We start from the raw sequence: 13,601 nt of genomic DNA, 5'->3' as shown, positions 1-13,601 counted from the left end.
GGGCCCGGCCGGACCGGGCCCGGTGGGGCCGGTGCCTCCGGTCGGATTCGAACCGACAGTTCAACCCTTTTAAGGGGCTTGCCTCTGCCAGTTGGGCTACGGAGGCCGGTGGGTGTCGCGCAATGGCTCCGTGTCGCTATGGAACCACTCCATAAATGATGCAACGCGCCGTCCGTATTGTGCATCTCCTGTTGTGCTGGCGGCGCCGGCGGGTCCACACCGCACTTTGGAAGAATGTCTCCGGAAGTGCTGTCCTATTATTTGACTTCCGCGGCAGAGGCAACCCCGCCCATGTGGCTAGGGTCCCCCCTGCCCAAGTGGCTACCCCCGGGCATGGCCAATGTGCTACGTCGACCGGGTCTTGGCGCGTTAAAGGTCCTCGGTGAGCCTGAAAGAGGTTGTTCCGGCAACGCTGGGCGTGAACTCTGGAGGGCGGGCACGTGCGCGAGGACGAGCGGGTAGTCGAAAGGGTCATCCAAACCCTTCACGAGAATTACGGGGAGCCGATCACGATCGACGACATGGCACGGACGGCCATGTACAGCAAGTTCCACTTCACACGCATATTCCAGCGCGTCACGGGGCTGACCCCCGGCCGCTTCCTGTCGGCCGTGCGGCTGGAGAAGGCCAAGCAGCTGCTGGCCGCGACGCAGCTGATGGTCACCGACATCAGCCACCTGGTCGGCTACTCCAGCGTCGGAACGTTCAGCTCCCGGTTCACCTACAACGTCGGTATGTCCCCGACCCTGTACCGCCGCTTCGGCGGCTTCCTGCCGTGGTCCGCCCTCGACTCCCGCCCGGCCATCGCCGAGGCCGGCCGTGCCTCCTCGGGACGGGCCGCCCCGGGCCGGAGCCGCACCGTCATCCGCGGCAACCTGTCGTACACCGAGCCGGGCTGGGACGGCCCGGCGTTCATCGGTTTATTCGGCGAGCTCGTGCCCCGCGGCCAGCCGGTGGCCTGGTCCGTGGTCGACGGGCCGGGGCCGTACGCGATCGAGGACGTGCCGGAGGGCGTGTGGCACCTGATGGCGTGCGCCCAGCAGCACGACCAGGGGCGGGCCGGGGCGCACGGCGGCCCCGCGAACGGGGCCGGCCGTTCCGCGCACCGCGGCGGCCACGCCATGTTCCACGAGGTGCGGTCGTGGCCACCGCACCACCAGGGGCTCTCAGTGGCCGCTGAGGGCCCGATCGTGGTCCGGCCGGGGCTGGGCCGCCTGGCCGACGTCCGGATGCGTCCCATGACGCTCCTGGACCCGCCCATCCTGCCGGCGCTGCCCGACATGCGTCCCGGGGCCCTGCTGGCGCAGGGCTTCAGGCCCGCGGGCTGACCGTCACGAAAGGCCCGGCGCGAGAACTCGCGCCGGGCCTTTCGCATGCCGGTCCGGGCCCGCCCGCGGCGGACCCGGTACGGCCGGTCAGAGCGGTGTCACGGTCATCGGCAGCCCGCCGCGCATCCGCAGGGACAGCATCGGCTCGGCCGACGCCCTGTACCCCTGGACGGGGGCCAGCCGCAGTTCCCGGGCGAGCATGGCGATGACGAAGGTGGCCTCCATCATGCCGAGATGGTTGCCGACGCAGAACCGGGGCCCGGCCCCGAAGGGGATGTAGGCGTACCGGGGCCGGCCGGCGTGGACCTCGGGGGCGAACCGGTCCGGGTCGAACCGCTCCGGGTCGTCCCAGAACGCCGGGTGCCGGTGCAGGGTGTACGGGCACACCATGACGTTCGCCCCCGCCGGGATCGGCAGCCCGTCGATCCTGTCGTCGGCCTGCGCGAGCCGGGACAGCATCCACACCGGCGGGTAGAGCCGCATCACCTCCTGGATCACCGTGGAGGTGTAGGTCAGCCCGTGCAGGTCCTCGTACTTCGGTGCGCGGTCGCCGAGCACCTGGACGGCCTCCGCGCGCACCCGCTCCAGCACCTCCGGGTGCCGGTCGAGCAGCCAGAGCGTCCACCCGAGCGTGCTCGCGGTGGTCTCGTGCCCCGCGAGCAGGAGCGTGACCAGCTCGTCCCGCATGCGCTGGCGGCCGACGCGGTGGTCGGTCTCCTGCCGGGTGGACACGATCAGGCGGGACAGCACGTCGTCGTCCGCCCCGCCGTCCCGCACCTCGCGGCCGGTCACCAGCCGGTCCACGACCCGCTGCAGGTCGCGGCGGGCCCGGCGCAGCCGCACCTGCTTGGGCAGCGGCACCCACACCGGCACCTTGCTGAGCGTCGTGGCCTCGAACATGGCCTGGTCCTGGACGGCCTCGAACGACGCCCCGAGCGAATCGAAGTCCCCGAGGTCGGCGTCGAGCAGGGTGCGGCCGAGCACGCCCAGCGTGAGGCCGGTCAGCTCGTCCGTCATCTGGACCGGCCCGCCGCCGCCGCGCTCGCGCAGCCGCGCGACCAGCTTCGCCGCCTCGTCGGTGATGACGTCGGCGTACCGCGCCATCCGCCGATGCTGGAACGCGGGCTGGATCACCTTGCGCTGCTTGCGCCACAGCTCGCCCTCGCTGGTGAGCAGCCCGTCGCCCAGGGCGCGCTTGGCCTGGGCGAGCCCGAACCCCTTGTGGTAGTTGTCCGCGTTGTCGGTGAGGACGTGCTTGGCGTGGTCGGGATGGTTGACGAAATACAGCGTGACCGGCCCGATGGACAGCTTGACCGCGTCGCCGTAGGTGTTCGCGGCCCACGACATCAGCCCGATCCGGTCCTTGAGCAGTTTGCGCAGCATCGCGGGCGTCGCCGTGCGCGGCGGTCCCGTCCAGGCCCGCCGCGCGGTGGCGGGCACGGTGGTGGTCATGCCGACAGCTCCCTTGGCTCGGGGTCGAGGCGGTGGAACCGCCCGTGGCAGAACAGCAGGCCCGACTCGTCGGGTTCGCGGGCCAGCGAGAGCAGCCGGCCGAGGAAGATGGTGTGGTCGCCGCCGTCGTAGGAGCGCCACAGGTCGCATTCGAAATGGGCGACCGCGTCCTCGATCATCGGGGCCCCGGTGCGCCGGCCCGGCCGCCACCGGATCCCCTCGAACTGGCCGATCCCCAGCGGGCGGCGCCGGTTGGCGAAATGCCGCGCCACCGACTCCTGGTGGGAGGCCAGCACGGAGATCCCGAAGGAGCCCGCCGCGGCGAGGGTCCGGTGCATGACCGCGCTGCGGTCCACGCAGACCAGGACCAGCGGCGGGTCCAGGGACACCGAGGAGAAGGAGTTCGCGGTCATGCCGTGCGGCGCGGGGCCCCCGGTGGTGATCACCGTGACGCCGGTGGCGAAGGCCCCGAACGCCTCGCGCAGCTTCTTGATCTCAGTGGGGCTCGATAAAGGCCCGTCCGTGCGGTCGCTCGTCGTCTCGGCCATCGCCGTCACGCCGCTCGACGTTGCCGCGTGTACGGTTCGAGCGCCTGCACCAGCGAGTCGGGGACGCGGCTGGGCACGGTCCGGGTGTTCGGGCCGCGCATGCACGCCACCCGCTGCCGCCCCCGCGCGACCAGCCGCTCGCCGCCCTCGCCGAGATGGACGTAGTCGAAGGCGAACTCCAGCTGCGTCTGGGCCAGCTCGACCAGCCGCATCCGGATCGACAGGCGGTCGAACGCGGTGATCTCCGCGAAGAACTCGCAGTCCACCCGCAGCGTGAACAGCTTGAGGTCGGACTGCAGGTCCTCCAGGACGGCGGGGGCGCGCTCCTGCAGGAACATCTCCCGGCACCGGCCCTGCCAGCGCAGGTAGTTGACGTAGTACACGTTGCCGACGAGGTTGGTCTCCTCGAAACCCACGGTGTGCAGGTATTCGAAGTAGGTGTCCATCGGTCAGCCCCTTCCCTTGATGAGTACGGCGAGCACCACGGGCTCGGGCACGTCGCGAAGGCGGGTGACCAGCGTCGCGATCCGCAGGTCCCCGGAGGCGAGCAGCGTCCAGCCGTCCTGCCGGACCGGTGTCAGGGTCAGCGGCGCCCCCGGGGGGACGCCGGCCTTCTGGAGGCACTCCAGGGCCGTCCACACGCGGGTCGCGGAGACGTCCGCCCCTTCACCTGTCTCCGCGGCGAGCAGCCCGGCGAGCGCGGTGTGCGGGCCCAGCAGGCCCTGCCACGCCGCCTCCGGCCGTTCCGCCACGGTCTCCACGTCGCAGCCGACGACCGCTCCCTCCGCCGCGACGCACAGGGTGACCCCCGCGCCGTGCGATGCGGAGACCGCCGTCTCGCCGTCGAGCTCGGGTTTGCCGTCCGTCCGGTACCGGAGCGCGACCTCGCGGCCGAGCGCCCGGCTCGCGGCGAGCGCGGTGCGCGCCCGGCGATCGCCCTCGTCCGCCGCCCCGGAGGGGGCGTCGGGTTCGACGGCGACCCGCACCGGAACGTCCTCGAAGAGGTCGTCCAGCGACCGCTCCATGTAGGGCCCGACGAGCGCGGGAACCCAGGGGCCCCGGCCGTCGCCCTTGCGGACGGCCCGCAGGCGCAGGCCCTCCCAGCGCTCGACCACGGCGCCGTCGCCGTCGCGCACCGCGATGTCGTACACGTAGGTGTCGCCGTCGCGGAGCCGCTCGGTGGCGCAGTACCTGAGGTCGCCCGCCTCGGCCATCCGGGCGCCGCCCGGGTGGAGCCGGTCGATGCCGGACGGCAGCAGCGTCCCGTGGGGGACGCACACCTGGTTGCCGTGCATGAGCGCGTCCCGCGCGCCGGGATCGCCCAGCAGCAGCTCGCCGGGAAGGAAGCCGGCGAACCAGTCGGTGGTGTCGTCGGCGGCGATGTCGGCGTCGACGTCCTTGGCGGCGGCGCGGTGGTAGCCGCGCAGCCGCTGGAAGCGCCGGCCTTGGAAGAGCAGGCCGTCGTACAGGTCCGCGGCCGGGTCGAGCGGCACCGCGGGCAGGCCGTCGGCCACCTGGTCGGGCGGGCCGTCGGGGACGGCCGCCGAGCCGTAGCGGAGCCGGGCGCGGAAGTGGTCGGCGGCGAAGTCGGTCTCCGCGCTGCGGATGGCCACGTCCACCGCGTCGTCGGACGTGACGACCGCCGCGATCCGGACCGTCCTGCCGCCGTCCGCGGGCACCACGATGGGCCGCAGGAACTCCGCGCCCTCGATCACCGGGGTGCCGGTCCATCCGGTGGTGGCCGCGGCCACCTGGGCCATGGCCTCCATGCCGAACACGGCCGGGAACAGCATGTTGCCGTCCAGCAGGTGGTCCTCCAGGTAGCGGTCGGTCCCCGCGTTGAGCTCGACCTCGGTGACCAGCTCGACGCCGTGGTAGCGGATCAGGGGGCGCTCCACGAACCGCAGCAGCGGCAGCGCGGGCAGGTCCCGCCGGACCGTGTCGACGCCCTCCGCGCGGCCGCTGACCACCACGACGGGGGGAGCGTCCGGGTCGGCGACCAGCCGCCGCATGATCCGCACGCCCTCGTCGGGGTAGATCGGCGCGATGCCCTCGCGGGACAGCGACTCCACGACCGAGAGCCGTTCGCCCATGCCGACGCCGCCCCAGACCGACCACTCCACGCACAGGACCCGGCATTCGGGATTCCTGTCGCCGAATTCGCGGGTCAGTCCGGCGAGCCACTCGTTGGCGGTGGCGTAGTGGGCCTCGCCGCGCAGCCCCGAGCGTCCGATGATGCTGCCGAACGTCACCAGCAGCCGCAGCCGCTCCGGCCGCACCGCGTCCAGGACGTTGCGCAGGCCGTCCACCTTGGGGGCGAAGGTGCGCTGGAAGTGCTCGATCTCGAGCCCGGCGAGCCCGTTGGGCTCGTTGCGTCCGGCGCCGTGCAGGACGGCGGTGACCGGCCCGAGCGCCCCGGACGCCTCCGCGACCGCCGCCCGCACCTGCTCCGCGTCGGTCACGTCGGCCCTGGCGTAGTGCACCTGGACGCCCGCGTCCCGCATCCGCTGCAGGTTGGCGGCCAGTTCGGCATCGTCGGCCGGGTCCGAGCGGCCGAGCACGGCCAGGCTCGCGCCCGCGTCGGTGGCCACGGCCAGCGCGCACTCGGCCGTGATGCCCTTCCCGCCACCGGTGACCAGCAGGACGTCGTCCTGCCCGAGCGGTTGCCGCGGCCGCTCCGGCGCCACGGGCATGGCGCGCAGGGTGGGGACCCTCCGCACGCCCTCGGCGTCGTAGTAGCACTCGGTGAAGCTCGTGGTCGCCGCGACCTCGGCCACCACCCGGTCGACCGTTTCCGGCCCGGCCGGGGCGTGCACGATCGTGACGCGCAGGTGGGGCGCCTCCAGCCGCAGCGTCTTGGCCAGCCCCGCCGCGCCGCGGTCGTGTTCGAGGTCGTGCTGCAGCAGCACGAACCGGGTTCCCGGCGTGCCGCCGAGCGCCGTCTTCGCGCCCTGCAGGGCCGCCTCCACGTCCCGCTCCGCGCACCCTTCGGGCAGGCAGACCAGGACGCCCGCGCCGACGTGCTCGCGTTCGAGCGCGCGGCGCAGCCGCTCGGCCGGCTCGCCCCCGCCGGGCGCGAAGACCTGCCAGGCGGCGTTGTCGTCCGGCGTGCCGCGCGGCGGCAGCGGCAGCTCGTCGAGATCCACGCGGAACGCCCTGGACCAGGTCGCGGCGCCCGTGACCAGGTCGGCGGGCCCGCTGTCGGGGGCGCCGGCCGCGGCCAGCTCGTCCAGTGCCTCCGCCAGCTCCTTCAGCGTCGCGGTGGCGAAGTTGGTGGGCGCGTGCGCGGCGCCCAGTCCCTTCTGCGTGACAGCGTCGTTGACGAGCTGCCCCACGGTGATGGAGCTGAGGTGCAGCTCGTCGAGCAGGTGGCTGTCGTCCCGGACGAGCTCCACCGGCAGTTCGGCGCGGGTGGCCGCCAGCCGGCGCAGCATCTCCAGGGTGCTCTCGCCGGTCGCGGCGCCCTGCGGCCCGCCCGCGCCGTCCGCCGGCGCGCCGGCCGGACGCGGCGCGGCGACCTCGAACTCGGGCGCCTGCTCGCAGGGGCTGGCGAAGAACGAGAACTCCGCCCCGATCTCCAGCGGCCGCAGCAGCCGCCCGTGGAACAGCGGGGTGAGGTCGACGTCCGCGCCGAGCGTGTACGCCGCGCCCGCCACCGCCAGCAGCCCGCCGATGGACTCGGCGTCGGTGTCCAGCGCCAGCGTGGGCACATCGGTGATCGCCGAGGCCAGGCCGGTGAGGACCCGGCCCGGGCCGACCTCGACCAGCAGGTCGCTGTCCTTGGCCGCCAGCTCCACCGCCTCGGCGAACAGCACCGGATCGGTGATCTGCCGGTACAGCAGGTCCCGCACGTCGGTGCCCGGGGGCAGCCGGTCCGCCGTGACCGTGGAGATCACCCGTCCGGCGACCGGCCCGAAGTCCTCGCCGGCGAGCGCGTCGCGGAAGGCGTCCGCCGACGGCGCCATCTGCGGCGAGTGGAAGGCGTGCGAGACCCGCAGCCGCGTCGAGGAGACCCCGGCCGCCTCCGCCGTCCGGACGAACGCCTCGATGGCATCGTCGGGACCGGCGACGGCGGTCTGGTGCGGGCCGTTGTGCCCGGCGATCGCCACCGGCAGGTCGCCGATCAGCTCGCGCACCCGGTCCGCGGGCGCCGCCACACCGGCCATGGAGCCGGTCGCGGACCGCTCGGTCATGACCTCGCCGCGGATCCGGGCCAGCCGCAGCACGCGGCCGGCGTCCATCACACCGGCCCAGTGCAGCGCCGCGAGCTCGCCGAGGCTGTGCCCGACCGCGACGCCGGCTTGCAGGCCCAGCAGCGACAGCGCCCGCAGGCCCGCCAGCGAGCCGGTGATGATGCGGGGCTGGGCGACGGCGGTGGCGACCGTGGAGCCGTTGACCGGCAGCGCCGCCCCCGCGTACACCTCGGCCACCTCGGCGAAACGGCGGCGCAGTGCGCCGCCGCCGCTGCCGCCGCCCGAGCCCTGCCCGGGGAAGAGGAAGCCGATCCGTCCTTCCGTGCTCGCGTGCCCGTAGAAGACGCGGCCGTCGTTGCCCGCCAGGGCGGTCTCGCCGGCGTCCAGGGCGGAGCGCACCTGGCTCAGCCGCGCCACGGCGTCCTCGGGGGACGAGACGACCACCGCCGCCCGGTAGGGCAGCCCGCGTAATCGGCCCTGGAGCACGCCGGCCAGGTCGGCGAGCTGCGCGTAGGCCAGCGCCGGGACGAAGTCGATCAGCTCGGTCAGCGCGTCCCGCAGCTCCTCGGGCGAACCGGCGTCGAGCAGCAGCAGCTCGGCGTCCTGCGCCGAGCGGGCCAGCGACCTGGTCCTGGCGTCGAGCGGGGTGCGCCGGCGCGCGCCCGCCTTGTCCAGGACGACGTGGCTGTTGATCCCGCCGAACCCCATCGCGGTGATGCCCGCCCGGACCGGGACGCCCTCGGGCCACGGCTCGGCGGCGCGCAGGGTCCGCAGCATCCGCGGCTCCTCGCCCAGCACCGGGTGCGGCTCGACGCAGCCGATCGCGGGCGGCAGCACCTCCTGCTGGACCGCCATGGCGGCCTTGATGAGCCCGGCGACCCCGGCGGCGGCCTTGGTGTGCCCGATCATGCCCTTGATCGAGCTGATCGCGGCCGGCCGGGCGGCGTCGGCCGCCGCCCGGGACTGCGTCAGCGCCGTCAGCTCGGTCTTGTCGCCGACCTCGGTGCCGGTGCCGTGGCCCTCGAACAGCTCGACCGTGTCGATGCCGAACCCGGCGCGCTCGTAGGCGCGCCGCAGCGCCAGCCGGTACCCGTCGATCTCCGGGCGGGTGATGCCGCCCTTGCCGTCGGAGGAGATCCCCCAGCCCGCGATGGTGGCGTAGATGCGGCGCCCGGCCGCCAGCGCGTCCTCCTCGCGCATGAGGACGACGATGCCGCAGCCCTCGCCGGGCCAGAACCCGTTGGAGTTGCGGTCGTACACGCGCATCTCGCTCCGGGCCAGGGCCCCGGTCTTGGCGAACCCGATGAGCTCGAACGGGTCGATCGACAGGTCGACGCCGCCGGCGACGGCGACGTCGATGTCACCGTCGGCGAGCAGGCCGCCCGCCGTCGCCACCGACAGCAGCGAGGACGAGCAGGCCCCGTCGACGGTGTAGCCGCCGCCGTTGAAATCGAAGTAGTTGCACAGCCGGCCGGCGATGGTGTTGGCCAGGCCGCCCGCCAGGGAGTCCTCGTCGATGGGCGGGAACGAGCTCTTGTACCGCTCTTCGAGCTCGGACAGGAAGTCCGTGAGCCGGTCGTCCTCCCATCCCTGCTCCTTGAGCGCGGCGGACACCGTCCGGCTGACGTAGGGCCAGCGCAGCCGCATCACGTTCGCGCGGGAGAACTCCCCGGTGAGCGTGTTGCCCACGATCGCGCCGACGCGCTCGCGCGGCAGGCCCTCGCCCATCGGGAACCCCGCGTCGGACAGGGCCTGTGCCGCGGTGTCCAGCGCCAGCCAGTGCGTCAGGTCGGTGGAGCGGTAGGTGCTGCCCGCGACCCGGTAGCCGATGCGGTCGAACTCGTAGCCTTCGATCACCGCGGCCATGCGGGCGTAGAAGCGGTCCGGCGCGGCCGGGTCCGCGTCCCAGTAGTCGGCCAGGCGCATCCGCACATCGGGCAGGCGGCGGAACGCGCGGCGCCCGGCCAGCGCGTTTTCCCAGAGTTCCTTCGGTGACGTGGCGTCCGGATAGCGGCACGCCATGCCCACGATCGCGATCCTGGTCATGCAGGAACGACCTCCTTCTCAGAGCCGGGCGTCCCGGGCGCGGACGCCCCGTTGGCCGAGCTGAGGAATGTGGCCGCGGGGGTCTCCACCCCGGCCGGCGGCGCCGAGCGCTTGCGGGCCTGCTCGATGAAGTGCAGCGACCAGTGGAAAAGGCCCCGGCCCAGGCAGACGATCGCGGTGGCGAAGAAGATGCCGTAGGCGATGCTGGCGCCGGTGAGGAAGCCGTAGACGATCGCGACCGCGCCGCCGAAGGCGAACTGGGCGGCCGGGTGGGACGGGGTGGTGCCGGGGTCGGTGATCATGTAGTTGGTGAACAGCACGAACGCGACGCCGGACATCATGATCAGGGCGCCCGCGGTCGAGACGTCCAGGATCAGCCCGCGCACGATGCTCTGCACCGCGAAGATGCTGACCCAGCCCATGATCAGCCACATCCGGCCGGTCAGCTTGCCGTTGATCATGGTGCCGCCGACGATGATGATCGCCGGGACCAGCCAGTCGATGACGCCGGTGACGTTCTCGGTGAAGTGGTAGGGCGGCGCGATGCTGGCCCAGGGGAACAGCAGGAGCACGATCGTGATCCCGAAGTTCGAGGGGTTCATGTAGTGCCGCAGCCTGCCGCGCACCGGCGCCCGCAGGACCCACTTGGTGCCGACGGCCACCAGCACGCCGAACATCATGACCTCGACCCGGTCGTTGACGTACAGCAGCATGTTCATGGCCAGGCTGGTGATGTGCGCGGGGAAGAGGAACTCGATCAGCCCGCGGGGGCCGTTGCCCTTGTAGCGCGGCGCGCGGGCCTCGATCCGCGACGCCAGCGCCTCCAGGGCGATCTCCACCGTGTAGCCGGTGGCCAGCGCGATGAACGGCCACAGCCAGGGCTGCTCGAAGCCCAGGATGGTGTACCCGAAGAGGTTGAAGATGCTGATCGAGATCGCGAAGCGGCGCAGGGCCGTGGTGACCTTCGGGTCGTGGCGCGGTGCCGGCTTCGCCTCGGGCGGTTGCTCGGTCTGGGGCGACTGCTTGGTCTCGGGCATGTTCGTCACCTCTCGGTGGCCTCGGTGCCCAGGACGAGCGTGTGCGTGCCCGCCGTGAGCTGGATGTGCTGTTCTCGGGGCTGACCGGTGCGATCGCGCCAGCAGAGCATCACCGTCACCGGTCCCTCGGTCTCGCCCAGCCCCAGGTGGATCTCGTGGCTGCGCTTGCCGGAGTGGCCGCTGCCGCCGTCGACCTGGCCGATCACCTTGCGCCCGTCGGCCGTCGTGGCGGTCACCTGGGCGCCGACCACCGGGGAGCCGGGGGCCGGCATGCCGCCGTCGGCGGGCTCGTCCGCGTCCTTCTGGCCGTCGTGCTTCTGACCGGCATGGATCAGCCGCAGATTCAGGTGGGACCCGGGGGAGGGGCTCACGTTGGAGTAGAAGACCGGGTCCTCCCACTGCCGGGCGACGGCGAAGTCCAGCCGCCCGTCCCCGTCGGCGTCGCCGGTGGCGATGCCGCGGGTGGGCACGGGGACCGCGAGGCCGAGTTCGTGGGCCAGGTTCACGAAGCGGCCGTCCTCGCCCTTGACGAAGAAGTGCAGCCGCTGGCTGCCGCCGATGTCGTCACCCGCGGTGACGTTCGGCCACCACATCGGGTGCTCCAGCACGCCGTCGTTGGACGCGGCCAGCTCCTGCAGCTGCGGCCACCGGTTGACCTCGCCCTTGATGAAGCCCGTGGCCTGGGCGACCACGGGGGTGCCGCTGTTGTCGAAGTCGGCGATCTTCGCGTCCCAGCCCCAGCCGGACCAGGCCAGGCCGAGCGGGGCGCTGCGGTCCTCCCAGGTCGACTCGCCCGCGTTCAGCCTGGCGCGCACGACGTTCTGGTTCTTGGCCGCGTTGACGAACGCGAAGTGGCTCTCCTCGAGGCCGAACGAGGTGGTGATGTTGCTGACGAACATGTCGTAGAGGCCGTCGCCGTTGAGGTCGCCGAAGTCGACGCCCATGCCCTTGAAGGAGTCGGTGCCGACCTGCTTGGACTTGGGCACGAGCGCCGGCCGGCGCTTGCCCTCCACCACCGAGAACTGGAACCGGCCCGGCACCGAGCGGTTGTACAGCAGCCGGTCGGGGCCGAAGTCGTGCGCCACGTACAGCTCGGGCAGCTGGTCGCCGTCCAGGTCGTTGGACGCGGCGGCCAGCGCCCAGCCCTTGGACACCTTCTTGGGGAGCACGTCGTCGTGCCGCTGGAAGGCGATCGTCGGCCGGGCGCCGCCCGTGCCGGCGGTCCAGCGGAAGAGGTAGTCCTCGCCGCCGTTGTAGGCGTGCGACATCGACCGGTTCATCGACACGCCGCCGTCGGCCGCGGGGTCGAGCACCGGGCTGTGCGGGAAGTAGTTGGCGATGAAGATGTCGGCGTGCCCGTCACCGTCGAAGTCGGCCACGGTGGCGGCGTTGCTGTGCCACTGCGGGCCGATGTACCTGGAGCCGCTGGCGACACCGGGGACCAGTTCGGTCGCCTGGTAGGCGGACGCGTCCAGCGCCTTGGCGTCCGACCGCGCCAGGTGGACGATCGGGGTGCGGCCCCACATGTAGACCAGCAGGTCCATCCGGCCGTCCTCGTTGAAGTCGCCCGGGACGCAGCCCATCGGGGCCATCAGGTCGTTCATCGGCAGCGAGCCGGCGCTCAGCGCGAACGGCTTGTACCGGTCGCCCTTCGCGTTGGGGACGGGCGTCACCACGACCTGGTCGATGCGCGGGTCGGTGATGCACAGGTCGTTGGGCAGGCCGTCGCCGTCGAGGTCGTTCATCGCGACGGCCGAGCCGACCGAGGAGATCCACGCGTCGATGTGCTTGTACGCCTTGTTCACCTTGCGGATGGACTGCTGCGTGTACCCGCCGGGTAACGCGATCGAGTGCGGCTCGAACGCGTAGCGTTTCGCCAGGTCGTCCTTTTCGGCCCTGGAGGCGGAGGGCAGCCGGACCGCGAAGAACACGCTCACCATCAATGCGAGCGCGATGACTCCGGGCAGCTGCCGGTACAGGAACCGGAGCGATGTGGTCACCTTCGAACACCTCCGCGGGTGATGAGTGTTTCCGCGATGCGCGCGCGCCACAGTTCGTAGGCGGGCAGCTCGCCGTCGGTCGCCGCCGTCTCCGGCAGCAGTTCATGGGTCACCTGCGCCGCCAGCTCGGGCGTCATGCCGCAGAGCACCTGGGTGGCGGTGGCGGTGTTGGGGGTCGCGAGCCCTGCCCGCAACCGGGCCTCGGCGGCGAACGCGCTGCCCTGGGCGAGGTGGGGGCGGTGCTCCCCGGCGCGCTCGCGCAGCAGCTGGAGCTCGTCCTCGCCGGCACCGCCCGCGTAGGTCGCGGCCAGGCCGAGACCGGCGAAGAGGTCCGGGTGGCGTTCCGGGGCGAACCGCTCGATCAGGTCGACGGCCTCCCGTACATCGGTGCCCGCCACGAACCACATCGCGCGTCCGACGCCCTGGTCGATCGCGCGGGGAGCGTACCCGCGGTGCTCGGCGGGCCAGGGGAACGCGGTCTCCTGGTACTGCTCGTGCACGTACTTGCGGGTGTGGAAATAGGCCTGGTGGAAGCCGTAGCCGTCGAGCGCGAGCCACCGCAGCAGCGGGTCGGTCCTCTCGCTCTCGGGCCAGCGGAACCTGGGCAGCCGGGCCATCGCCCAGCCGATCCCCACGTAGACCATGTAGACGTGCCTGCCGCCCTCGCCCGCGAGGAGGCGGTCGACCCTCCCGCCACGGGAGAAGGGCAACCCGTCCCGGACGGCCAGCCCCATCGCCGCGCCCTCGTAGGCGAAGCCCTGGAAGTCCCGTGGGAGCGCTTCCAAATGGCGTTCGAGAGCGGGGATGTCGTCTTCCTCGGCGGCGTGGCCGTAACCCGTGAGAAACATTTCCCCAACGGTCTCGAGAATCTCGCGTGCGGCCGGGTTCTTCTCCCGGAAACCGCGTTTGTCGAGCTTGGTCTCATCCATGCTCGGGGTCAGGATCCGGCGCCTGAGCGAGCGCCAGCCGTTGGCCATCTCTACTCCTTCAATCCGCG

General features: G+C 72.5%; 8 protein-coding genes and 1 tRNA gene. 1 reads left to right on the top strand and 8 read right to left on the bottom strand.

Annotated features, from left to right (window positions below):
- Positions 1-32 precede the first annotated feature (32 nt).
- Positions 33-106: transfer RNA gene (locus tag IEZ03_RS27190), tRNA-Leu, on the bottom strand.
- Between the two features lie 334 nt (positions 107-440).
- Between IEZ03_RS27190 and IEZ03_RS27185 the strand changes: the two genes are divergently transcribed.
- A complete protein-coding gene (locus IEZ03_RS27185; RefSeq protein ID WP_268248563.1) occupies positions 441-1,328 on the top strand; it encodes a helix-turn-helix transcriptional regulator in 888 nt (295 codons plus the stop codon).
- Between the two features lie 87 nt (positions 1,329-1,415).
- On the opposite strand, the gene IEZ03_RS27180 is transcribed toward IEZ03_RS27185, so the two are convergent.
- Genes IEZ03_RS27180 through IEZ03_RS27150 form a run of 7 tightly spaced genes read right to left on the bottom strand, consistent with a single transcriptional unit; the run spans position 1,416 to position 13,581 of the window.
- A complete protein-coding gene (locus tag IEZ03_RS27180; protein WP_184879839.1) occupies positions 1,416-2,780 on the bottom strand; it encodes a cytochrome P450 in 1,365 nt (454 codons plus the stop codon).
- The gene (locus IEZ03_RS27175) at positions 2,777-3,328 is read right to left on the bottom strand and encodes a flavin reductase family protein (RefSeq protein WP_184890309.1); all 552 of its coding nucleotides are present in this window, start codon (positions 3,326-3,328) and stop codon (positions 2,777-2,779) included. Before IEZ03_RS27175 ends, IEZ03_RS27180 begins: the two co-directional genes overlap by 4 nt.
- Before the next feature lie 5 nt (positions 3,329-3,333).
- The gene (locus IEZ03_RS27170) at positions 3,334-3,774 is read right to left on the bottom strand and encodes an acyl-CoA thioesterase (RefSeq protein WP_132043023.1); all 441 of its coding nucleotides are present in this window, start codon (positions 3,772-3,774) and stop codon (positions 3,334-3,336) included.
- A gap of 3 nt (positions 3,775-3,777) precedes the next feature.
- Positions 3,778-9,567, bottom strand: a complete 5,790-nt coding sequence (locus IEZ03_RS27165) for a type I polyketide synthase (protein ID WP_184879841.1) — start codon at positions 9,565-9,567, stop codon at positions 3,778-3,780.
- A complete protein-coding gene (locus IEZ03_RS27160; RefSeq protein WP_184879843.1) occupies positions 9,564-10,604 on the bottom strand; it encodes an enediyne biosynthesis protein in 1,041 nt (346 codons plus the stop codon). Before IEZ03_RS27160 ends, IEZ03_RS27165 begins: the two co-directional genes overlap by 4 nt.
- Before the next feature lie 5 nt (positions 10,605-10,609).
- Positions 10,610-12,604 carry a CRTAC1 family protein gene (locus IEZ03_RS27155; protein ID WP_184879845.1) on the bottom strand — a complete coding sequence of 665 codons (1,995 nt, stop codon included), beginning with the start codon at positions 12,602-12,604 and terminating at the stop codon, positions 10,610-10,612.
- The gene (locus tag IEZ03_RS27150) at positions 12,601-13,581 is read right to left on the bottom strand and encodes a DUF1702 family protein (protein WP_184879847.1); all 981 of its coding nucleotides are present in this window, start codon (positions 13,579-13,581) and stop codon (positions 12,601-12,603) included. Before IEZ03_RS27150 ends, IEZ03_RS27155 begins: the two co-directional genes overlap by 4 nt.
- Positions 13,582-13,601: the final 20 nt, after the last annotated feature.

Origin of the sequence: Actinomadura livida (assembly GCF_014648675.1) — a bacterium.
GTDB classification, from domain to species: Bacteria; Actinomycetota; Actinomycetes; order Streptosporangiales; family Streptosporangiaceae; genus Spirillospora; species Spirillospora livida.
The sequence above is the reverse complement of the archived record's forward strand: the minus strand, read 5'-3'. Positions and strand labels throughout refer to the sequence as shown.